This window comes from Lysobacter sp. cf310, from assembly GCF_900114355.1.
GTDB lineage: Bacteria > Pseudomonadota > Gammaproteobacteria > Xanthomonadales > Xanthomonadaceae > Lysobacter.
In genome coordinates this window covers 865,713-887,478 of record NZ_FOSS01000001.1, presented here as the reverse complement: position 1 = coordinate 887,478, position 21,766 = coordinate 865,713, and the positions used below count along the sequence as shown (strand labels likewise).

The window sequence follows — 21,766 nt, the reverse complement described above, 5'->3', positions numbered from 1 at the left end:
GCCGGTCGATCCAGCCTTGACGGATCCGCGATCGATCGCGGATCGTCTGCGCATGCTCGAGCTGCCCATCGTCGTGGTCCCGGTCGGCGTCGACGACGACGCGCTGGACGCCTGTCTGGCCGCGCTGGACGCGTGCACGCCGCCGGGCACCCGGGTCTGGCTGGCCGACGACGCCCAGGCCGGCCCGCGCGGCTATGCCATCGTCGAACGCTGGATGGCGCGCACCCCGCTCAAGGCCGACTACACCCGCCGCCAGCGCCCGATCGGCGAGGCCGCCCACCTGGGCGAGGCGCTCGCGGTGTGCGGCGATGCCGACGTGGCGGTGCTGGCGCCGGACGCGATCCCCGCGCCGGGCTGGCTCAGCCGGCTCGCCGCCTGCTTCGCCACCGACGGCGCGATCGCCACCGCGACCCCCTGGAGCAACGCCGGCGAGGCCGCGTCCTGGCCGCGCATCGGCGAGATCGAGGCGGTGCCCGCCGACCTGGAGCGGCTGTCGCGCGCGGCCGCGGGCATGCCGGCCTTGTACCCCGAGCTGCCGGCGGCGATCGGCCACGCCGTGCTGCTGCGCGGCAGCGCGCGCAAACGCGCCGGCGGCATCGACGGCGCCAGCTACGGCTCCTGGTACGCGGCGCTCACCGATCTGTCGCTGCGCCTGTCGGGACTGGGCTGGCGCAACGCGCTGTGCGAAACCGCCTTCGTCGCCCGTCGCGGCGAGGGCGGGCCCTGCGACGGCGACATGGACCACCTGGCGGTGCGCTGGCCGGACTGGCACGCGCGCTTGGCGGGATTCTTGATGAGCGACCCGCTACGCGGTTCGCGCGAACGACTGGCCGCCCTGCTCGACGGGGTCGGCCCACCGGATCCGCAACGTGACCTCTTCACCTGATTCCGCACCGCGCGCCGCGGCCGGGCCCGACGACGGCATCGCCGCGATCGTGGTCAGCTACCAGAGCGCGGCGACCATCGACGACTGCCTCGGCCGTCTGCGCGCCGCGCAGGGTGTGAGCGCGATCCGCGTGGTCGACAACCACTCCAGCGACGGCACCTTGGATATCGTTCAGCGCCACGCAGCCAGCGATGCGCGCGTGCGTTTCATCGACAACCCCGACAACCCCGGCTTCGGCGTGGGCTGCAACCAGGGCGTGGCCGACCTCGGCGCGGCGCCGGCGCGCTGGTTGGCGTTCGTGAATCCCGATTGCCTGCTCGAAGCCGACGCGCTCGCGCGCCTGCGCGCGCTGGCCGCGCCGCTGGGCGAGGCGCTGCTGGGCGCGGACCTGGTCGACGACGACGGCGTGCGCGACGGCGCGGCCCGCCGCAACGATCCCGACTTCGCCGGCATGCTGGCCGGCGCGCTTCGCCGCGCGCCCCGCGCCGCGCTCAACCTGGCCCCCGACGACGCGCAGGCGCTGCAGCGCGTGCAGGCGGTGTCGGGGGCTTTGATGCTGATGCCGCGCGCATTGTTCGAGCGCATCGGCGGTTTCGATCCGGGCTATCGCCTGCACGCCGAAGACCTGGACCTGTGCCGGCGCGCCCGCGAGGCCGGCGCCACGGTCGCGGTGGCCAACGGCGTGCGCGTGCTGCACGTGCGCGGCGTATCCAGCCGCTCGCGGCCGCTGTTCGTGGAGTGGCACAAGCATCGCGGGTTGTGGCGCTACTTCCGCAAGTTCGAATACGCGCGTCGCGGTTTCGCGACCCGGGTGGGCGTGTTCGCGGCGATCTGGCTGCGATTCCCCATCGCGGCCGTGCGAGCTTGGCTGCGTTGATACGGCCAAAGCCAAAGCCAAAGCAAATCCCCCCTAGCCCCCTTTTTCAAAGGGGGGATCAAAAGCGGGGGCAGGCTATTGCCGGTCTCTTCCTTAAAGAGCTGTTGCTGTTCCCCCCCCCCTTTGAAAAAGGGGGGGGCAGGGGGGATTTGCTCCTGCCCCTCAGATCTCCATCAAATCCCGCCCCACGATCAGCTCGCCGCTGAAGTGCGGCGCCACCGCTTCGCGCCACACCGCATCGGTCAGCGAGGCGTCGCCGCCCGGCACGAAGTGATTCAGCACCAGGGTTTTGACGCCGGCCTCGCTGGCCAGGCGCCCGACCTGTTCGGTGGTGGTGTGGCTGTCGAGCAGGTGCTGACGCAAGCGCGCGGCCTGCGCTTCGCTGGCGATCAATCGCTCCAGCGCCGGCAGGTACATCACCTCGTGTACCAGCACGTCGGCGCCGCGCGCCAGTTCGACCAGCGCCGGCGACGGCCGGGTGTCGCCGGAGAACACGATGGAACGGTCGGGGCCGTCGAAGCGGTAGGCGAACGCGGGCGCGACCGGCGGATGCTCGACCAGCGCCGCGGTCACCTTGACCCGCTCGTCGCGCATCACCACGCCGCCGTGGCGCAGCTCGTGCGCGCGGATTAGCGGCGCCAACGGCGGCCGGCCCTCGTCGGCGATGCGGGTGCGGATGTCGCTGTCGTTGAGCCGGAGGAACTGCCGCGTCATGCGCTTGAGCGGCGGCGGCCCCCAGGTGTCGACCGGACGCCGCAGGTCGGCGGCCCAGGCCAGCCACAGCAGATTGCCGTAGTCGGCGTTGTGGTCGGAATGGTGATGGGTGATGAAGACGTCGCGGATCGCGCCCAGCGACAGCCCGGCCAACGCCAGCTGCCGCGCGATGCCGTTGCCGCAGTCGACCACGTAGACCGCGTCGTCGATCACCACCGCATTGGCGGGCGCCGCGCGCAGCGCTTTCGGGGTCGGGCCGCCGGCTGTGCCGAGCAGGATCAGGCGCGTGCGTTTGCGCGCGATGGACGTGGCCAGCGCGGGAGCGGCGGGCCAGGCGCCCGCGGCCAGCGCGAACGGGGCGGCGGCGAGCAGGCGGCGGCGGTGGCGATCCATCAGTGGCGGCGACCGGTGGGGAGTGATGGGTGCTGGGTAACGACTAGCCGGTAACGAGCAACCAGGAACGAGCAACTGCTAAATGCGATGGTGCTCTTGCGGGTCACTCGTTGCTACTTACTCGTTACGCGTGGCTGCCTCACCGGCAAGCGTTGATCTGGTCGCGCAGAGTCCGCGCCGCGACCGCAGCGGCCTCGGCATAGTCCTCACCCGAGGACGCGTACAGGATCGCGCGCGAGGAGCTGACCATCAGGCCGGTGCCGTCGGCGGTCTTGGCGTTCTTGACCACCGCCTCGACGTCGCCGCCCTGGGCGCCGACGCCGGGCACCAGGAACGGCACCTCGCCGACGATCGCGCGCACTTCGCGCAGCTGTTCCGGCCAGGTCGCGCCGACCACCAGCGCGCAATTGCCGTGCGCGTTCCACTCGTGCGCGACCTTGTGGGCGACGTGCTGGTACAGCGGGCGGCCGTCGACCATCAGGTCCTGCAGATCGCCCGCACCCGGATTGGAGGTGCGGCAGAGCACGATCACGCCGCGCTCGGCGCGGTCGAGGAAGGGCTGCACCGAATCGCGGCCGAGGTAGGGGTTGGCGGTGACCGCATCGGCGCCGTAGCGGTCGAAGGCTTCGCTGGCGTAGTGCTGGGCGGTGCTGCCGATATCGCCGCGCTTGCTGTCCAGGATCACCGGGATGCCGGGATGCGCCTGGTGCGCGTGCGCGATCACGCGCGCCAGCGCGTCCTCGGCGCCTAGCGCGGCGAAGTGCGCGATCTGCGGCTTGAACGCGCAGGCATAGGGCGCGGTGGCGTCGACGATGTCGCGGCAGAACGAGAACACCGCGTCCGGATCGGCGCCGAAGCGCGCCGGAAACTTGGCCGGTTCGGGGTCGAGGCCGACGCAGACCAGCGACTCGGCCTGGGTCCAGCGCGTGCGCAGCGCCTGCATGAAGCTCATGGTGATGTCCTGTCGGTCTTTGCGAAGACGCCCACCGTTTCGGGTGGGCGCCGGGTGTTGCGGCTTACTTGAGCGCCTTGAAGCGCAGGCGATGCGGCTTGGCGCCTTCCTCGCCCATGCGACGCTTCTTGTCTTCCTCGTACTCGCGGTAGTTGCCCTGGAAGAACTCGACGTGCGAGTCGCCTTCGAAGGCCAGGATGTGGGTCGCGATGCGGTCCAGGAACCAGCGATCGTGCGAGATCACGAAGGTGTTGCCCGGGAACTCGAGCAGGGCGTCTTCGAGCGCGCGCAGGGTTTCGATGTCGAGGTCGTTGGACGGTTCGTCGAGCAGCAGCACGTTGCCGCCCTGCAGCAGGGTCTTGGCCATGTGCAGACGGCCGCGTTCGCCGCCCGACAGCGAGCCGACCATCTTCTGCTGGTCCTGGCCCTTGAAGTTGAAGCGGCCGATGTAGGCGCGCGACTGGATCTCGATGCCGTTGATGTTGAGGATGTCGAGACCGCCGGAGACTTCCTGGAACACGTTGTGGTTGCCGGTCAGGGCCTCGCGGCTCTGGTCGACATAGGCCAGCTTGACGGTCGGACCGGTCTCGATGGTGCCCGAGTCCGGCAGTTCCTTGCCGATGATCATCTTGAACAGCGTCGACTTGCCGGCGCCGTTGGGGCCGATGATGCCGACGATCGCGCCCGGCGGCACGCTGAAGCTCAGGTCCTCGATCAGCAGGCGGTCGCCGAACTTCTTGTTGACGTTCTTGAACTCGATGACCTTGTTGCCCAGGCGCTCGCCCGGCGGAATGAAGATCTCGTTGGTTTCCTGGCGCTTCTGGTAATCGACCGACTGCAGCTCATCGATGCGCGCAAGACGGGCCTTGCCCTTGCTGCGGCCGCCCTTGGCGTTGCTGCGCGCCCACTCGAGCTCCTTCTGGATCGCCTTCTGGCGCGACTTTTCCTGGTTCTCTTCCTGCTTCAGGCGCTCGTCCTTCTGCACCAGCCAGTCGGTGTAGTTGCCCTTCCACGGAATGCCGCGGCCGCGGTCGAGCTCGAGGATCCACTCGGCGGCGTTGTCGAGGAAGTAGCGATCGTGGGTGACGGCCACCACGGTGCCGGTGTAGCGGGCCAGGAACTGCTCCAGCCATTCGACCGATTCGGCGTCGAGGTGGTTGGTGGGTTCGTCGAGCAGCAGCATGTCGGGCTTCTGCAGCAGCAGCTGGCACAGCGCGACGCGGCGCTTCTCGCCGCCCGACAGGTTGCCGACGATGGCTTCCCACGGCGGCAGGCGCAGCGCGTCGGCGGCGACTTCCAGCTGGTTCTCCAGGGTGTGGGCGTCGCCGGCGGCCAGGATCGACTCCAGGCGCTGCTGTTCGGCGGCCAGCTTGTCGAAATCGGCGCCTTCCTCGGCGTAGGCGGCGTAGACCGCGTCCAGCGCGGCCTGGGCGTTGATGATCTCGCCCAGGCCGACTTCCACGGCCTGGCGCACGGTGTGGGCCGGATCCAACTGCGGCTCCTGGGCCAGGTAGCCGACCTTGATGCCGCTGGCCGGACGCGCTTCGCCGGTGAAGTCCTGGTCGACGCCGGCCATGATCTTCAGCACCGTCGACTTGCCGGCGCCGTTCAGGCCGAGCAGGCCGATCTTGGCGCCCGGGAAGAACGACAGCGAGATGTCCTTGATGATCTGGCGCTTCGGCGGCACGGTCTTGCTGACGCCGTTCATGGTGTAGATGTATTGCATGCGGACTCCGAAGCATGGGCGCGCCGAGCCGGGCCGGGGATGGCCGGAGGGGCGTGGCGGGAAGCGGTAATTATCCCGCAGGCGCGGGCGGGGTTCCAGCGCGGGGCGGGGCGGTGGAGGGATCCGATGGGGCGGGAGGCCCCGTCGGAGGCAGGCGGGGCGGGCGCGCAGGGGCCTGGCTTGCGCCGGGAAGCCGGTTTGCGCGGTCGCGGCTTACGCCGCTCCTGCCCCAAAGGCGGCGGTTACAGCCAGATCACGAAGCCGATCGCCGCCAACACCAGGGCGTACTTGAGGGCGTAATACAGGGTCTTGTTGCGCTCGCGCAGGCCCTTGGCCTTCAGGCGCAGGGCGTAGAAGTACTTGAACAGGCGGTTGATGCCGCCGGTCTTGTCGCCTTCCATGTTCGGCGAGGCGCCCGCGGCGATGAAATTCTTGGCCACGAAGCGGTTGATGCCGCGCGCCCAGGCGAAGCGCATCGGCCGCTCGATATCGCAGAACAGGATGATGCGGTTGGCCTGCGAGCCGTTCTGGGCCCAGTGGATGTAGGTCTCGTCGAACATGGTCCACTCGCCGTCGCGCCAGCTGTAGCGCTGGCCGTCGACGTCGATGAAGCAGGCATCGTCGTTGGGCGTGTCCAGGCCCAGGTGCAGGCGCAGGGAGCCGGCGAAGGGGTCGCGGTGCGGGCGCAGCTCGCCGCCCGGGGGCAGCTCGGCGAACATCGCGGCCTTGACCGCCGGGATCTGGCGCAGCAGCTCGGTGGTGCGCGGGCACAGCTCGGCCGCCGAGGGGTGGGCCTCGTCGTACCACTTCAGGTAGAAGCGCTTCCAGCCGCGGCGGAAGAACGAGTTGAAGCCGACGTCGTTATAGCCGTCGGCGGCCTTGATGTGCTGCAGCTCGCGCAGGTGCAGGGCTTCCTCGCGGATCTCGCGCCAGCGCGCGCGCAGCGGCTCGAGTTCGGGGAAATGCCGGTCGGGCTCGATGAAGGGGCTGGTCGGCACGCGCGAGCAGGCGTACATCAGCACGTTGATCGGGGCCATGAAGGTCGAATGGTCCAGCAATTGCCGTCCCAGACGGTGGCGTACCTTGCCGCGCAGGTGCACGTACACGGCGCTGGCCAGGAACAGGAAGACGAAGACCCATTTCACGGTCGGGACATCCAGCAAAGCGGTGGGGGGGGCGAGCGGTTTCGGGCGCTCCGGGGCCTGCGGGCCCATCATGGCGGTTGGCCGCCATACGCCCCTAGGCTAACATTTCAAGTCTTACGTCAAGCCTGCTCGTAGGTTAACGCCGGCCTGGGCCTGACGCGACGCACCCCTCTCCCCCCGTCCGTTCATCCCCTCCGAGGCCGCGAATGTTCCCCAGCCAGACCCGTATTGCCGGATTCGACGACGAGCTTGCCCAGGCCATCGCCGCCGAGGCGCGTCGCCAGGAAGACCACGTCGAACTGATCGCCTCGGAGAACTACGCCAGCCCGCGCGTGCTCGAAGCCCAGGGCAGCGTGCTCACCAACAAGTACGCCGAGGGCTACCCGGGCAAGCGCTATTACGGCGGCTGCGAGTACGTCGACATCGCCGAGCAACTGGCGATCGACCGGGTCAAGGAGCTGTTCGGCGCCGACTACGCCAACGTCCAGCCGCATTCGGGCTCGCAGGCCAACCAGGCCGTGTACTTCGCCCTGCTCAACCCGGGCGACACCATCCTGGGCATGAGCCTGGCCCACGGCGGCCACCTCACCCACGGCGCCAAGGTCAACGCCAGCGGCAAGCTGTTCAACGCCGTCCAGTACGGCGTCAACGACCAGGGCCTGATCGATTACGACGAAGTCGAGCGCCTGGCCCTGGAGCACAAGCCCAAGATGGTCGTGGCCGGCTTCTCCGCGTACTCGCAGGTGGTCGACTGGGCGCGCTTCCGCGCCATCGCCGACAAGATCGGCGCCTACCTGTTCGTGGACATGGCCCACGTCGCCGGCCTGATCGCCGCCGGCGTCTACCCCAGCCCGGTGCCGCACGCGCACGTGGTCACCTCGACCACCCACAAGACCCTGCGCGGCCCGCGCGGCGGCATCATCGTCGCCAAGGACGCCTCCGACGACCTGGTCAAGAAGCTGCAGAGCATCGTGTTCCCGGGCATCCAGGGCGGTCCGCTGATGCACGTGATCGCGGCCAAGGCGGTCGCGTTCAAGGAAGCGCTGGAGCCGGAGTTCAAGGACTACCAGGCCCAGGTCGTGAAGAACGCCCAGGCGATGGCCAAGACCATCATCGCGCGCGGCTACAAGATCGTCTCCGGCGGCACCGAAAACCACCTGATGCTGGTCGACATGATCGGCAAGGGCATCACCGGCAAGGCCGCCGAGGAAGCGCTGGGCAAGGCCCACATCACGGTCAACAAGAACGCGGTGCCGAACGACCCGCAGAAGCCGTTCGTGACCTCGGGCCTGCGCATCGGCACCCCGGCCGTCACCACCCGCGGCTACAAGGAAGCCGACTGCGTGGCCCTGGCCGAGTGGATCTGCGACGTGCTCGACCAGCCCACCGACGAAAAGGTCATCGCCGGTGTGCGCGAGAACGTGACCAAGCAGTGCGCGCAGTTCCCGGTGTATGGCTAAGGCCGGTTTCCGGCTGGCGGTTTTCGGCTGGCTTGCATGCCTGAGCGTGCAAGCGGCCGCGGCGCCGCCGGCTGGAAAAGACCAGCCGCCGACGATCGAGTACAGGACACTCACGCCGGCCGAAGCCGCCCAGGCGACGATCGTCGAGATCAACGCGCCCGCACCGCCGCCGCTGCCGGACTTCCGCGAAAGCATCGGGATGACCGAGACCTACTACATCCCGATGTGCGAGCTGTCCGCGGGGGCGGGGCCGTATCGGACGAACTGGCGCGAGATCTCGGACTTCCACGCGCGCAACCGCGTGCCGTGGCTGTCGGAGGCGGATCGCGGCAAGGCGCAGGCCGCCTACACGCAGGACGGCAGCCGCGCGCCGGAGCCGAACAACCGCCCCGAGGCGTTGTATCCCGCCGCGGCCGGCGACAAGGTCGGCGAGGTGGTGGTCAAGGTCATCATCGACGCCAAGGGCCGCACCCGCGACGCCATGGTGATCTGCAGCAACGACCCGCTGTTCCACGCGCCGGCGTTGGCGTTCGCCCGGCAGGTCACCTACGCGCCCGCGTTGCAGGACGGGCGCCCGGTCGCGGACTACGGCAACGTGAGCATGCGCTTCTATCCGGACGGGCCGCGGTACGGGTTCCGGCGCCACAAATGATCGATTCCGATGCGGGCCGAGACGAGGCGATGACGGGTACGAGGCCCGCGCGTGCGATTCGCGGCCTGCACCCGATTCGGAGCCGCCGCATGCGCAAGGCGCTGTGCCTGAGCTTGCTGCTGGCGGCGGCCTGCGTCCAGGCGGCGCCGGACCCGACGCCGACGCGCTTGCCGATCGTGCGTCTGGTGCGCGAGCCGGTACCGCCGGACTCCCCGCCGCCGCCCATGCCGCCGGCTCCGCCGGGGCCATCCGCGGCCCGGCCGGCGATCGCGTTCGCCGACGACGGCGACTACTACGTCTGCGGGCGCGGCAGCGCCGTGCACTACGCCTCCGAGTACCGCGCATTCGAGGCCAGGCACCGCCCGCGCGGCGTCGACGAGGGCCGCGATTACGTTGCCGCGAGCGATCAAGCGCTTCCTTTGCCGGAAGTGCCGCCGGCGCGCCTGCGCCCCGGCTACGTGATGCTGCGGGTGGCGGTGACGGCGGACGGCAAGGTCGGCGACGCCCTGGTCGCGTGCAGCACCGACGTGTTGTTCAACGATGCGGCCGCGGCCGCAGTAAGATCGGCGACGTTCGTCCCCGCCACGTCCCGCGGCGTTGCCGTCGCCAGCGTGGAGTCCGTCGAATACTGGTACCCGCGGTTCTGAGCGCATGAATACCGCGAAGGCCGATTCCCCGCTGCTGTCCAGCCAAGGCTAATCCTTTGCATTGCCCCTTCTGCCAGCACCAGGACACCCGCGTGATCGATTCGCGCGTGTCCGACGACGGCGCCACCATCCGCCGCCGCCGCGTCTGCGAGGCCTGCGGAGAGCGCTTCAGCACGCTCGAGACGATCGAGCTGAAACTGCCGATGATCATCAAGGGCGACGGCCGCCGCGAGGCTTTCGACGCGCGCAAGCTGCGCGTGGGCTTCGACCGCGCGCTGCAGAAGCGGCCGGTGGCCGAGGAGCAGATCGAAGCGGCGGTACGCGCGGTGGTGCACCAGCTGCGCATGACAGCCGAGCGCGAGCTGCCCTCGCGCCGGGTCGGCGAGTTCGTGATGGCCGAGCTGCGCAAGCTCGACCACGTCGGCTACGTGCGCTTCGCCTCGGTCTACCGCTCGTTCGAGGACGTGGCCGATTTCCGCGAGGAACTCGACCGCCTGGAGCGCGATATCCCGGGCGATGCGCAGCTGCCCTTGCTGGGCGAGGACATCCCCGACAAGCCCAAGAAGCGTTGAGCCTTCCGATCATGACCGGCTCGCAGCCTTACCGATTCGTGCGCGAAGAACTGCGGCGGATGCACTTCCGCTATACCCGTTCGGGGCTGGTGCTGCTGGCGCTGGCCGGTTTGGCGCTGTGGTACGGCGGCGCGCTTCGGGCCGTCGAAGCGCGTTGGGGCCTGGCCGCCGCCGCGCTGATCCTCGCCTGTGTCTGGTGGTACGAGCGTCGGATCGAGGCCAGGTTCTGGCGCATGCACGACTCGGCGAGCATGTGGTTCGACGACGGCCGCGTGCATTGGGCCGATCGCGATCACGAGGTGTCCGAGCCGGTGGCCCAGTTCGTGCGCGTGCGCCCGTACACCATGCGCGGCCGGCTTTTCCTGTTGCAGGCGGAACTGGCGGACGGCTCGGTCCGCCACTATCTGGGCCTGGACGACATGCCCTCGTTTCTGGCCGAGCTGCGCCGTCATGCGCCGCAGGCCACGTTCGGACCTACTCACAATCATTGGTTATGACCGCCCGGCGAGCGCATCCGCCTGGGCCGCGCAGTGCGCGCGAACGGCCTGCGAAACCTGATCGTTGTTACGCGCCGAAAGGAGTTCGCGCATGTTGAACGCATTTAGATTCTCGCTGCTCGCGCTGGCTCTGCTCGGTACCACGGCGCGTGCCGCCGACCCGATCGAGGACCGGCAGCGCGCGGCGCTGGCCGGGCATTACACCCTGGAAGGCGCGCCCGACGCGGGCTCGGAATTGGTGCTCAGGCCTGACGGCAGCTTCGAGTGGAGCCTGAGCTACGGCCTGATGGTCGAATCGGTCAGCGGGCGCTGGAACGTAGGCGCCGACAGCGTGGTGTTGACCACGCAAGCGCCGGTGCGCGATGGGCCTGCGTTCTCGCTCGATCAGGTAATGCCGTGGAATCCAGATGCGCAAAAGCGGCTCGATGAGTTCGCGGCGGAGCGGCGCGAGACGCTGATCCAGGAGGCCTGCGGGTTCGTGGCGACCTATCGGGCCGGCCTCGCACTGGGCGAACTGGCCGCCATCGCGGATGTAAGCGCTGCGACCGATCCTGCGCGCCGCAGCGAGGCCGAGGCTGCACTGGCGCCGGCTTTGGCTGCGCTAGAACAGGCGCGACTGGCGCTGGAAACGGCCGCCGCGGTGGCGGTCGAGGCTAAGGTCCAGCATCCCGAGCGCTCGCCGCCGCCGATGCTGTCGGCGACGGAAGCGGCGGCCACGGCAGCATTGGCCGCCGCGAACGAAGCGGCCATGCAAGGGCAGACGTCCGGCGACGCGGTCCCCGTCGACGAGATGGAGGCGGCGGAGCTTGCGACGCAAACGTATCTGCAGCGGCTGCAAGCGGTTTGGCGCCTGCATGCGGTGGCCGGTCGTCCCACGCCGGCATTACGCCCTGCCGCATTCGATGCTGAGCGCTGCCTGCCGCCGTCCGAGATGGACAAGCGCAGCGGCTACGCGGTCGTCGTCGGTGATCCGAAGGTCGGCGCACGGGCTCAGGGGATCGAGGTGGCGTTCGTGTACTCCGACGGGCGCCGTGAACGCACCGAAACCGGTCCCAGTGGCTGGGCCTTGGCCGTGCAGCGACCGAGCGCTCGATTGCAACAGGTGATCCTGCAAGCCCCTGACGTTCCGGCCGAGACTCTGGCACTGGACGAAACCCAGGGCCGTATTTTCGCGATACGCCTGGACAGCGCCGCGGCGGCGCCGGTGCCGTTCGAGCAGATCATCCTGAGCCAGGACAACGGCGATCTGATCGCGCCGCGAGTGCCCGGCCGTTACGTGCGTCACTGACTTTCGCAGGAGCGTGCGATGAACGATGGACTACCTACACGGTGCTGCCTGGCGACACCGCCGCGCATCCCGCGAGCCCGATGGCAAGGGGCATGCGCGCGCATGCTGGCCCTGCTTGTCTGCGCGTTCCCGGCGACATCCGCCGTGGCGGCCTGCAAGCCCGCCGACCCGGCGCTGGCGGCGCGCTACGCCTCGGTGGCGGACGTGCCGGTGAGCCTGAGCTTGAACCAGGACGGCCGCTTCCGAATTTACGACCTGCCGGCAGCGGCGCCGACGCCGGAGGTGACCGGCTGCTGGTCGCGCGACGGCGATCGCGTGATCTTCGCGCCGGGCGCGGATAGCGGTGGCGAGGGCATCCAGCGCGTCCTGCCCGATCCGCTGACCCCAGCCGATCTGGACGCGGTGCGCGGCGACGGCATCGAAACGATCGCGCAGGCGGTGGACGCCGGTTTGTTGCCGGTCGGGCGCGTGTGGGCGCATCAGGTACGCAAGCCCGGCGAGCCGGTGCGGGTGAAGCTGTTCGAATCCAAGGTCGGCATCGCGGCGGGCGAGGCCAAGGTCGTGCTGCGCCTGGGGGACGGCCAGGAACTCGAGGCGAGCGCGGGAACGGGCGACGGCGAGTACGAGCTCGCGTCCCTGCCCGCCGGCGCCGTCGTGACCGCCATCGGGGTGCGTTTCCCGCACCCGCCCGTGCGTACGCGCTGGCTGACGACGGGCGATTCGACTAAGCGCTTGTACCTGATCGATTTCGACGCGCTGACGGTGGGCGCCTTGCCGGGCGGTCCCTTGACCCTGATCGTTCAAGCCGACGGCAGCCTGCGCGCGGATACGCCCGATCGCATCCATTTCAAACGCACGCCATGAGCGCGAGCCGCGCCGAGAGAATCCCCACCGCATGACGCGCCATCGATCCTATCCGCGCGCCGCCGGCGCGATCGTGCTGGTGTGCGCCTGCATGCTCGCGCTGCCCGCCGCCGCGACCTGCGCAGCAGGCGACGCGGCGCTCGCGGGGCGTTATGCGGCGAGCGCGGCGAAAGCCGCGCCGAGCCTGCTGTTGAACGCGGACGGCAGCTTCCGCCTGCGCGAGGTGCCGATGGCGGGCATGGACGTGACCGGCTGCTGGCAGCGCAGCGACGGTACGGTGGTGCTGGTGGAACGCAGGCTCGACAGCGAGGACGGCATCCGGCGCGCGCTACCGCCGCCCCTGACCGAAGCCGATCTGAACAAGGTGCGTGGCGACGGCATCGAAACCCTGCAGCAGGCGGTGGACGCGGGACTGTTGCCGGTCGCCACCTGGTGGGCGCACCGGTCGCGTCGCCCTGGCGAGGCCGTTTGGGTCAAGGTGTACGAGCCGCGTATCGGTCTGGCGGTGGGCGAGGCCAAGGCGATGCTGCGTCTGGCCGACGGGCGGGTGATCGAGCGGACCTCGAAGGAGGGCGGCGACGGGGAATTCGAGTTCGCGGCCTTGCCGGCCGATGCCGTCGTGAAAGCCGTCGGCGTACGCTTCCCCGAACAGCCCGACCGTCCACGCTGGCTGAACGTGGACGATGCGACCAAGCTGTTGTACCTGATCGAGTTCGACGCCAACGCCATCGGCGCCAGCGAGGGCGGCGCGATGACCCTGACCGTGCAGGCGGATCGCAGCCTGATCTCCGACTTTCCCGACGCCACCCATTTCAAGCGCGCCCCATGACCACCTCCTTCACCGCCACCGACCACCGCCATATGGCCCGCGCGCTGCGCCTGGCCGAGAAGGGCGCCTACACCACCAAGCCCAATCCCATGGTCGGCTGCGTGATCGCGCATGGCGACGAGGTGGTGGGCGAGGGCTGGCACCAGCGCGCGGGCGAGGCGCACGCCGAAGTGCACGCCTTGAACGCGGCCGGCGAACGCGCGCGCGGTGCCACCGCCTACGTCACCCTCGAACCCTGCGCCCACACCGGCCGCACCGGCCCCTGCAGCGAGGCCTTGATCGCGGCCGGCGTCGCGCGCGTGGTCGCGGCGATGCGCGATCCCTTCCCGCAGGTCGACGGCGCCGGCTTCGCCCAGCTGCAGGCGGCCGGCATCGAGGTGGCCAGCGGTCTGATGGAGGCGCAGGCGCGCGCGCTCAATCGCGGTTTCCTGTCGCGTATCGAGCGCGGCCGGCCGTGGCTGCGGGTCAAGCTGGCGACCAGCATCGACGGGCGCAGCGCGCTCGCCAGCGGCGAATCGAAATGGATCAGCGGCGACGCCTCGCGCCTGGACGTGCAGCGCTGGCGCGCGCGCGCGGGTGCGATCGTCACCGGCGCCGGCACCGTGCTGGCCGACGATCCCTCGCTGACCGTGCGCCTGGGCGACGACACCCCGTTCGTGGCGCCGCTGCGGGTGGTGCTGGATCCGGGCCTGGCCACGGTCGCGCGCGGACGCGTGCGCGAAGGCAACGCGCCCACGCTGTACCTGCACGCGCCCGACGCCAAGCCGCCGCGCGAGCTCAGCGCCCAGCACGCCGCGGTCGCGGTGCGCGAAGGCCGTTTCGATCTGGACGCGGTGCTGCGCCTGCTGGCCGAGCGCGGCGTCAACGAAATCCAGCTCGAAGCCGGCGCGACCCTGGCCGGCGCCTTCCTCGCCGCCGGCCTGGTCGACGAAGTGTTGCTGTACGTGGCGCCGGTGTTGCTGGGGCAGAACGCGCGGCCCTTGTTCGACGGCCTGGACATCGAGGCCATGACCCAGAAGTTGCGTTTGAACATCGTCGAATCGCGCCGCATCGGCGACGACGTGCGCCTGTTGTTGCGGCCGGAGGCTCTGAGCTGAGGGCGCGGTCATGAGCGGCACCGACTTCAAAGACCATTTCTCGGCGATCGCCGGCGCTTACGCGGCGGCGCGACCCGAGTACCCCGATGCCTTGTTCGACGCGCTGAGCGGCGTGGCGCCGGCGACGGCGCGGGTATGGGAGCCGGGCTGCGGCAGCGGTCAGGCCACGCGCGGACTGGCCGCGCGTTTCGCCTGGGTCCACGCCAGCGATCCCAGCGCCCAGCAGATCGCCCAGCACTGGGCGCAGGCCGGCGACGCGCGCGTAGAACTCGCGGTCGAACCCGGCGAGCGCACCGCCTTGGCCGATGGCAGCGTGCAACTGATCGCGGTCGCCCAGGCCCTGCATTGGTTCGACCGCGCGGCCTTCTTCCGCGAATGCGAGCGCGTGCTCGCGCCCGGCGGCGTGCTCGCGGCCTGGGGCTACGGCGACTTCCTGGCCCCAGAAGGCATGCTGGAACCGGTGGCCGCGTTCCGCGCCCAGATCGAGGCCTACTGGCCGCCGGAGCGCGCCCAGGTCGACGCCGCCTATGCCGGTTACGACTGGCCGTTCCCCGCGCTGCCCGCCCCCAGCCTGTGGCTGGAGGCCGAATGGTCGCTGGCGCGTTTCCTGGGGTATCTGGGCAGCATGTCGGCGACCGCGCGCTGCCGCGCCGACAGCGGCGACGACCCGGTCGCGCGGCATGCGCCGGCGCTGGCGGCCGCCTGGGGCGATGCGGGCGACCTGCGCTCGCTGCAGTGGCCGCTGTTTTTGCATTTGCGGCGTAAGGCTTGAAAGCAAATCCCCCCTAGGCCCCCTTTTTCAAAGGGGGAACAGCGCTCGTCTTCCCCTTTGAAAAAGGGGGATTGAGGGGGATTTGCTTTAGGCCGCGAACCCCCACCACCCCCGGAACACTGCATCCGGCCGGCCGGCCCCACCCCCGGTGCTAGAATGCCCGCGCCGGTTTCCGGCACCACAACGTAACGTCTTCAGGGCGGGGTGAGATTCCCCACCGGCGGTAGGCGCGGGCCAGTCCCCGCGCGAGCCCGCGAGCGCCTCCGGCCACGCCGGAGGGTCAGCAGATCCGGTCGGATGCCGGAGCCGACGGTCACAGTCCGGATGAAAGAAGACGGCTTTCGCATGGCGCGCGTCGCCGTGCGCTTGCCTCGTGCCTTGAGGCGTTTTTCGCTCACCATCATGCGGGAAACGTTTCATGTCCAAGTTCCACCTTAGCCACCGCGCGCTTGCTGTCCGGGAGACGCGCTGATGTTCACCGGCATCATCGAAGGCGTCGGCGCGCTCGCCGATCGCCAGAGCCTGGGCGGCGACGTACGCCTGCGCGTGGCCACCGGCAGTCTCGACTTCGCCGAACCCAAGCTGGGCGAGAGCATCGCGGTCAACGGCGTCTGCCTGACCGTGATCGCCTTCGGCGGCGACTGGTTCGAGGCCGACGCCTCCACCGAAACCCTGGGCCTGACCACCCTGGGCGGCCTGCGCGACGGCGCCATGCTCAATCTGGAACGCGCGATGCGCCCCAGCGACCGCCTCGGCGGGCACCTGGTCAGCGGCCACGTCGACGGCGTGGGTCGCGTGCTGGAAGTGCGCGAGGACGCGCGCGCGCAGCGCTGGCGCTTCGCCGCGCCGGCCGCGCTCACGCGCTACATCGCCAAGAAGGGCTCGATCTGCGTGGACGGCGTCAGCCTCACCGTCAACGAAGCCGACGCGCAGGGCTTCGAGGTCGCGCTGATTCCGCACACCGTCGCCCACACCGCGTTCGCGCAGACCTCGGTCGGCGATGCGGTCAATCTCGAAATCGACCTGGTCGCCCGTTACGTCGAGCGCCTGCTGGGCCACGCACAGGAGACCGGCGCATGAGTTTCGCCAGCATTCCCGAACTGTTGGAAGAGATCCGCAACGGTCGCATGGTGGTCATCGTCGACGACGAGGACCGCGAGAACGAAGGCGACCTGATCATGGCCGCCGAACTGGTGCGTCCGTCCGACATCAACTTCATGGTCACCCACGCGCGCGGCCTAGTCTGCCTGTCGCTGATGCGCGAGCGTTGCCTGCAGCTGGGCCTGGGCCCGATGGTGCGCGACAACACTTCCTCGCACCACACCAACTTCACCGTCAGCATCGAGGCGGCCGAGGGCGTCACCACCGGCATCTCCGCCTACGACCGCGCCCACACCGTGCGCACCGCGGTGCGTCCGGACGCCAAGCCTTCCGACCTCGCCCAGCCCGGCCACATCTTCCCGCTGATGTCGCAGCCCGGCGGCGTGCTCAATCGCGCCGGCCATACCGAGGCCGCCAGCGACCTGGCCATGCTCGCGGGCCTGGAGCCGGCGGGCGTGCTGGTGGAGATCCTCAACCCCGACGGCAGCATGGCGCGGCGCCCGCAGCTGGAATCGTTCGCGGCCGAGCACGGGCTCAAGATCGGTTCGATCGAGGAACTGATCCGCTACCGCCTGGCCACCGAGCACACCGTCGAGCGCGTCGACGAGCGCGAGATCGAGACCGAGTACGGTCCGTTCCGTTTGATCAGCTACCGCGACCGCCTCAGCCACGCGCTGCACTTCGCGATGCTGCGCGGCCAACCCGATCCGACCCTGCCCACCCTGGTGCGCGTGCACGTGCAGAACCCGTTGGCCGATGCGCTGCACTGGCGGCGCGCCGACTTCGGTCCCGCGGTCGGCGACGTGCTGGCGGCGATCGCGCGCGAGGAGCGCGGCGCGCTGGTGCTGCTGGGCGACGCTTCCGGCGCCGATGCGCTGCTGGCGCGGGTGCGCGAGCAGCCGGCCGTGCACGAGGCCGACCCGGTGGTCGCGCCCAGCCAGGGCCATACGCTGGCCGAATGGCGCCGCAACGGCGCCGGCGGCCAGATCCTGGCCGATCTCGGTCTGGCTCGCCTGCGCGTGCTCGGCACGCCCCGGCGTCAGATCGGCCTGGCCGGTTTCGGGCTGGAGGTCGTCGAATACGTCGATCCGGCCGCGCTGGGCTGAGCCCGGCCGAACCGCGCGTGCGCCCGTTCGCGGTCGCATGCGCGTACCGCGGCGGCTACGGCCTGGCCGATTCGTCGGCACGGGCCGCCCCAGCCGCTAAACTACCTCTTTCGTCCAGACGGTCCCCCCATGTCCCATTACGAAGGCGATCTGCGCAGCCCCGAAGGCGCGCGCTACGCCGTCATCGCCAGCCGCTGGAACCCGCGCATCACCGATACGCTGGTCGCCGGCGCGCGCCGCACCTTCGCCGAACACGGCGTCGCCGAGGACGCGATCGACGTGATCCGCGTGCCGGGCGCCTGGGAACTGCCGGTGGTGGCCGCGCGCCTGGCCCGCGCCGGCGCGCATGCCGCGGTGGTCGCGCTGGGCTGCGTGGTGCGCGGCGACACCCGCCACTACGAACAGGTCGCCGACGGTTGTTCCGAGGGCCTGATGCGGGTATCGCTGGACTACGGCCTGCCGATCGCCAACGGCGTGCTGGCGGTGGAACGCCACGAAGACGCCGAGGCCCGCGCCGGCGGCAGCCACGGCAACAAGGGCGAGGAGTGCGCATTGGCCGCATTGGAGATGGCGCACCTGCTCGCGCAGGCGCCGTTCGAGCAAGCATCACAGGAGCACAGCCGATGAACCGCCGCCGCCACGATGGAATCGATCCGGTCGCGCGCTCGCGCGCCCGTCGCCGCGCGCTGCAGGCGGTCTACGCCTGGCAGTTGTCGGGCGCGCGCGTCGAGGACGTGATCGCGCAATTCGCGCACGAACAGGCCCATGAAGTCGCCGACCTGATGTACTTCGAGGATCTGGTGCGCGGCGTCGACAAGTACCAGGAGGAGCTGGACGTCGCGCTGGCGCCGTTCCTGGACCGCGATATCGAGCAGGTCGATCCGATCGAGCGCGCGGTGCTGCGCATCGCCGCCTACGAGCTGCGCCGCCGCCCGGACGTGCCGTATCGCGTGGTCCTCAACGAGGCCATCGAAACCGTGAAGCGCTTCGGCGCCGAGCACGGGCACACCTACGTCAACGGCGTGCTCGACCATGCCGCCGCCGACTGGCGCCCGGTGGAAACGCAGGCGCCGCGCGCCAAGTAAGGCGCGACCTGCCGCGATGGCCGAATTCGACCTGATCGCGCGCATCCGCCAACGCGTGGCCGCGCGCGACGACGTCGCGCTCGGCATCGGCGACGACGCGGCGGTGCTGCGCGTGCCGGCCGGGCGCGAGCTGGTGGTGGCGATGGACACGCTCAACGCGGGCGTGCATTTCCCCGACGAGACCGCGCCGGCCGATATCGGCTGGAAGGCCCTGGCCGTGAATCTGTCGGACCTGGCCGCGATGGCGGCCGAGCCGGCCTGGTGCACCCTGTCGCTGTCCTTGCCGCAGGCGGATGCGGGCTGGCTGGACGCGTTTCTGGACGGCTTCCTCGGCCTGGCCGCGCAGCATGGCGTGGCCTTGGTCGGCGGCGACACCACCCGCGGCCCGCTGTCGGTGTGCGTGACCGTGCATGGGCTGATCGAACCGGGCCGAGCGCTGCGCCGCGACGCTGCGCGCGTCGGCGACACGGTCTGGGTCAGCGGCAGTCTCGGCGATGCCGCGGGCGCCTTGGCGCAGTGGCGAGCGGGTGCGGCGATGGAGGCCTTTCTGCGCGAGCGCCTGAACCGGCCGACGCCACGCCTGGCGTTGCTGCCCGTGTTGCGTCACGCCCACGCCGGTATCGACGTATCGGACGGTCTGTTGGCCGATCTGGGCCATGTGTGCGCGGCCAGCGGCGTTGGAGCGCGGATCGAACTGCCGACGCTGCCGGCTTCGGCCGCCTTGCGCACCTGCTTCGACGACGCGGACCGATATCGCTTGCAGGCCACGGGCGGCGACGACTACGAACTGTGCTTCACGGCGCCGCAGGCCGCGCGCGAGGCGATCCTTCACGACGCGGCCGAGGCGGGCGTGGCGGTGACGGCGATCGGACGCGTGGTGGCGGGCGAGGGCTTGTCGGCGTTCGATGCCGAGGGTTCGCCTTGGCAGGATGCGCGCAAGGGCTACGACCACTTCGCCGCGTAAGCGGTCGTGGTTCGCATCGGGCATCGCCGTCGCGCACCTGTGCGCGCTTACGCGACGATGCGGGTCGCCTGCGGTTCACCGCATCCTACGGCGCTGGAAGCCGCGATGCCCTCGCTCTTCTTCCCCCTTTGGAAAAGGGGGATTGAGGGGGATTTGCTTCTGCGCGATGAAAATCGCTCGCGCACGGCCCGACACCCTCGCTACCAGCGTCTCCCACGACCCCTCAATCCGGCAACAACTTCCCCGGATTGAGTATCCCCTCCGGATCGAACACCGCCTTGAGCTGCCGCATCAGCGCCAGCGTCGGCGCATCGATCGCCTGCGCCATGAACTCCCGCTTGGCCAGGCCGATGCCATGCTCGCCCGACAGCGTGCCGCCCAAGCCCAACGCGAGTGCGAACACGCGCGCCATCGCCGCGTTCGCGCGCAGGCTCTGATCGGCATCGGCGGGGTCGTAGAGCAGGTTGACGTGCAGATTGCCGTTGCCGGCATGCCCGAAACACACGATGGGCAGCGCGAACTCGCGCGCCAGCGCCTGCACGCCGTCGACCAGTTCCGGGATGCGCGACACCGGCACCACCACGTCTTCGTTGATCTTGCCCGGCGCGAGCGTGCGCAGCGCCGGCGACAGCGCCTTGCGCGCGGCCCAGAGCTTTTCGCGCGCGGCCTCGTCGGCCGCATCGTCCAGCGCCAGCAGGCCTTCGCCGGCGGCCGCGCGCTTGAGCGCCTCGATCGCCTGCGGCAAGGTGTCCGCATCGCCGTCGGCCTCGACCATCAGCAGCGCGCCGGCCTCGTGCGGCAGATCCGCGCCGCCGACGTCGCGCGCCAGGCGCAAGGCGTCGCCGTCCATGAATTCCAGCATCGAGGGCGTGACCGGCTGCGCCATCAGGCGCGCCACCGCCAGCGCCGCCGACGAGACATCGCGGTAGATCGCGCGCAGCGCGCGCCGCTGCGGCGCCGACGGCGTAAGCCGCAGGCTCGCCTCGACGATCAGCGCCAGGGTGCCCTCGCTGCCGACCAACAAGCGATGCAGGTCGTAGCCGGTCGAACCCTTGGTGGTCGCGGTGCCGCAGACGATGAGCTCGCCCGTGCCGGCAACCGCGGTGATCGCGAGCACGTTGTCGCGACTGGCGCCGTACTTGACCGCGCGCGGCCCGCCGGCGTTGCAGGCCAGGTTGCCGCCGACGGTGCTGAAGGCGGCGCTGGTCGGATCCGGCGGCCAGAACAGACCGTGCGGCTTGAGCGCGCTCTGCAGCTCGCCGTTGAGTACGCCGGGCTCGACCACCGCGCAGCGGTCGCCGGGGCGGATCGCGAGGATGCGGTCCATGCGTTCGAACGAGACCACCACGCCCGCCGCGACCGGCACCGAGGCGCCGGTGGTGTTGGTGCCGCGCCCGCGCGCGACCACCGGCACCCGATGCGCGCGGCAGGCGCGCACCAGCGCCTGCACCTGCTCGCGCGTGCGCGGCAGCGCGACCGCGTCGGGCAGCGCCTCGCGGCGCGAATTGTCGTAGGCGTAGGCCAGGCGTTCGCCCGGATCGGTGAGCCAGCCCTCGCCGAGCAGCTCGGCCAGCGTGCGCGCGAGCTCGGCCGGCAGCGCGCTCATGCGCGCGCACCCGCACGCCGGCGCGCGAGCCAGGCCAGCGGCGCGGCCGACAGCAGGGTCGGCAGCCACACCCATTGGATCTCCGACCACAGCACATGCAGGCCGCGCAGACTGAAGAAGCCCGCGCCGATCGGCGAGACCTCGATCGGCCGCCATGGCGCGAAGATGCGCGCGTCCGACCACGGCCACCACAGGGCGACGCCGAGCCCGCCGTCGGTGAACGCGTCCAGCACGGGATGCGAGGCCACGCACGCCGCCAGCCACAGCGCCGCCCACAACGGCGGCGTGCGCAACCAGCGGCTGGCGAGCGCAGCCAGCGCGCCGACCGCGGCGGCGAATACGAAGGAATGGCTGGCGCCGCGATGGCCGAAATCGTCGGCGTAGGCGATGCCCAACTTGAACGCGACCACGTCGGCGTCGGGCAGCATGGCGGCGAGCGCGCCGGCCACCAGCAAACGCCGGTCGATCCGGCGCGGTCCCAGGGCCCAGCCCAGTGCCAGCGGTACTACGGCGTGGCTGATGACGGTCGGCAT

General features: G+C 70.4%; 23 protein-coding genes and 1 riboswitch. Of the genes, 17 read left to right on the top strand and 6 right to left on the bottom strand.

Annotated elements, in window-relative coordinates:
- The first annotated feature begins 52 nt into the window (after positions 1 to 52).
- A complete protein-coding gene (locus BMZ45_RS03870; protein ID WP_091634059.1) occupies positions 53 to 886 on the top strand; it encodes a glycosyltransferase family 2 protein in 834 nt (277 codons plus the stop codon).
- Positions 887 to 923: 37 nt separating this feature from the next.
- Positions 924 to 1,763: a glycosyltransferase family 2 protein gene (locus BMZ45_RS03865; RefSeq protein ID WP_091634056.1), complete on the top strand. Its 840-nt coding sequence runs from the start codon at positions 924 to 926 to the stop codon at positions 1,761 to 1,763.
- 162 nt (positions 1,764 to 1,925) lie between these two features.
- On the opposite strand, the gene BMZ45_RS03860 is transcribed toward BMZ45_RS03865, so the two are convergent.
- The 4 genes from BMZ45_RS03860 to lpxO all read right to left on the bottom strand — a co-directional run bounded on the left by BMZ45_RS03860 (position 1,926) and on the right by lpxO (position 6,693).
- Positions 1,926 to 2,870, bottom strand: a complete 945-nt coding sequence (locus BMZ45_RS03860) for an MBL fold metallo-hydrolase (protein ID WP_091632625.1) — start codon at positions 2,868 to 2,870, stop codon at positions 1,926 to 1,928.
- Between the two features lie 139 nt (positions 2,871 to 3,009).
- Positions 3,010 to 3,822, bottom strand: a complete 813-nt coding sequence (gene pyrF / locus BMZ45_RS03855) for an orotidine-5'-phosphate decarboxylase (RefSeq protein ID WP_091632622.1) — start codon at positions 3,820 to 3,822, stop codon at positions 3,010 to 3,012.
- A 64-nt stretch (positions 3,823 to 3,886) separates the two neighbouring features.
- Positions 3,887 to 5,548 carry an energy-dependent translational throttle protein EttA gene (ettA, locus tag BMZ45_RS03850; protein ID WP_091632619.1) on the bottom strand — a complete coding sequence of 554 codons (1,662 nt, stop codon included), beginning with the start codon at positions 5,546 to 5,548 and terminating at the stop codon, positions 3,887 to 3,889.
- A gap of 242 nt (positions 5,549 to 5,790) precedes the next feature.
- The gene (lpxO, locus tag BMZ45_RS03845) at positions 5,791 to 6,693 is read right to left on the bottom strand and encodes a lipid A hydroxylase LpxO (RefSeq protein WP_254776521.1); all 903 of its coding nucleotides are present in this window, start codon (positions 6,691 to 6,693) and stop codon (positions 5,791 to 5,793) included.
- Between the two features lie 206 nt (positions 6,694 to 6,899).
- On the opposite strand from lpxO, the gene glyA reads away from it, so the two are divergent.
- From glyA to thiL, 15 genes are all read left to right on the top strand, one after another.
- The gene (gene glyA / locus BMZ45_RS03840) at positions 6,900 to 8,153 is read left to right on the top strand and encodes a serine hydroxymethyltransferase (protein ID WP_091632617.1); all 1,254 of its coding nucleotides are present in this window, start codon (positions 6,900 to 6,902) and stop codon (positions 8,151 to 8,153) included.
- Positions 8,146 to 8,805, top strand: a complete 660-nt coding sequence (locus BMZ45_RS03835; RefSeq protein WP_091632614.1) for an energy transducer TonB — start codon at positions 8,146 to 8,148, stop codon at positions 8,803 to 8,805. Before glyA ends, BMZ45_RS03835 begins: the two co-directional genes overlap by 8 nt.
- Entirely contained in the window at positions 8,802 to 9,452 is a 651-nt protein-coding gene (locus tag BMZ45_RS03830) for an energy transducer TonB (RefSeq protein WP_091632611.1), read from the top strand. The genes BMZ45_RS03835 and BMZ45_RS03830 overlap by 4 nt, the downstream gene beginning before the upstream one ends.
- Before the next feature lie 56 nt (positions 9,453 to 9,508).
- A complete protein-coding gene (gene nrdR / locus BMZ45_RS03825) occupies positions 9,509 to 10,024 on the top strand; it encodes a transcriptional regulator NrdR (protein WP_091632609.1) in 516 nt (171 codons plus the stop codon).
- Positions 10,021 to 10,521: a hypothetical protein gene (locus tag BMZ45_RS03820; RefSeq protein WP_139215375.1), complete on the top strand. Its 501-nt coding sequence runs from the start codon at positions 10,021 to 10,023 to the stop codon at positions 10,519 to 10,521. The genes nrdR and BMZ45_RS03820 overlap by 4 nt, the downstream gene beginning before the upstream one ends.
- A 91-nt stretch (positions 10,522 to 10,612) precedes the next feature.
- Positions 10,613 to 11,809: a hypothetical protein gene (locus tag BMZ45_RS03815; RefSeq protein ID WP_091632604.1), complete on the top strand. Its 1,197-nt coding sequence runs from the start codon at positions 10,613 to 10,615 to the stop codon at positions 11,807 to 11,809.
- Positions 11,810 to 11,911: 102 nt separating this feature from the next.
- A complete protein-coding gene (locus tag BMZ45_RS03810) occupies positions 11,912 to 12,673 on the top strand; it encodes a hypothetical protein (RefSeq protein ID WP_091632601.1) in 762 nt (253 codons plus the stop codon).
- Between the two features lie 31 nt (positions 12,674 to 12,704).
- Positions 12,705 to 13,502: a hypothetical protein gene (locus BMZ45_RS03805; RefSeq protein ID WP_091632598.1), complete on the top strand. Its 798-nt coding sequence runs from the start codon at positions 12,705 to 12,707 to the stop codon at positions 13,500 to 13,502.
- Complete coding sequence (ribD, locus tag BMZ45_RS03800) at positions 13,499 to 14,599, top strand: bifunctional diaminohydroxyphosphoribosylaminopyrimidine deaminase/5-amino-6-(5-phosphoribosylamino)uracil reductase RibD (RefSeq protein WP_091632595.1); 1,101 nt, start codon at positions 13,499 to 13,501, stop codon at positions 14,597 to 14,599. Before BMZ45_RS03805 ends, ribD begins: the two co-directional genes overlap by 4 nt.
- A gap of 10 nt (positions 14,600 to 14,609) precedes the next feature.
- Positions 14,610 to 15,371 carry a class I SAM-dependent methyltransferase gene (locus BMZ45_RS03795; protein ID WP_091632592.1) on the top strand — a complete coding sequence of 254 codons (762 nt, stop codon included), beginning with the start codon at positions 14,610 to 14,612 and terminating at the stop codon, positions 15,369 to 15,371.
- 186 nt (positions 15,372 to 15,557) lie between these two features.
- Positions 15,558 to 15,711, top strand: a riboswitch (FMN riboswitch).
- A 131-nt stretch (positions 15,712 to 15,842) separates the two neighbouring features.
- Positions 15,843 to 16,451, top strand: coding sequence for a riboflavin synthase (locus BMZ45_RS03790; protein ID WP_091632590.1), 609 nt, complete (start codon positions 15,843 to 15,845; stop codon positions 16,449 to 16,451).
- Positions 16,448 to 17,578 carry a 3,4-dihydroxy-2-butanone-4-phosphate synthase gene (gene ribB / locus BMZ45_RS03785; protein ID WP_091632587.1) on the top strand — a complete coding sequence of 377 codons (1,131 nt, stop codon included), beginning with the start codon at positions 16,448 to 16,450 and terminating at the stop codon, positions 17,576 to 17,578. The genes BMZ45_RS03790 and ribB overlap by 4 nt, the downstream gene beginning before the upstream one ends.
- A gap of 129 nt (positions 17,579 to 17,707) precedes the next feature.
- The gene (gene ribH / locus BMZ45_RS03780) at positions 17,708 to 18,205 is read left to right on the top strand and encodes a 6,7-dimethyl-8-ribityllumazine synthase (protein WP_091632584.1); all 498 of its coding nucleotides are present in this window, start codon (positions 17,708 to 17,710) and stop codon (positions 18,203 to 18,205) included.
- A complete protein-coding gene (gene nusB, locus BMZ45_RS03775) occupies positions 18,202 to 18,663 on the top strand; it encodes a transcription antitermination factor NusB (RefSeq protein ID WP_091632582.1) in 462 nt (153 codons plus the stop codon). The genes ribH and nusB overlap by 4 nt, the downstream gene beginning before the upstream one ends.
- A gap of 16 nt (positions 18,664 to 18,679) precedes the next feature.
- A complete protein-coding gene (gene thiL / locus BMZ45_RS03770; protein ID WP_091632577.1) occupies positions 18,680 to 19,627 on the top strand; it encodes a thiamine-phosphate kinase in 948 nt (315 codons plus the stop codon).
- A 223-nt stretch (positions 19,628 to 19,850) separates the two neighbouring features.
- Here the strand turns inward: thiL and BMZ45_RS03765 are convergent, their stop codons facing one another.
- Both BMZ45_RS03765 and BMZ45_RS03760 read right to left on the bottom strand, forming a co-directional pair.
- Entirely contained in the window at positions 19,851 to 21,233 is a 1,383-nt protein-coding gene (locus BMZ45_RS03765; protein ID WP_091632575.1) for an FAD-binding oxidoreductase, read from the bottom strand.
- Positions 21,230 to 21,766 carry a metal-dependent hydrolase gene (locus tag BMZ45_RS03760; protein WP_091632572.1) on the bottom strand — a complete coding sequence of 179 codons (537 nt, stop codon included), beginning with the start codon at positions 21,764 to 21,766 and terminating at the stop codon, positions 21,230 to 21,232. The genes BMZ45_RS03765 and BMZ45_RS03760 overlap by 4 nt, the downstream gene beginning before the upstream one ends.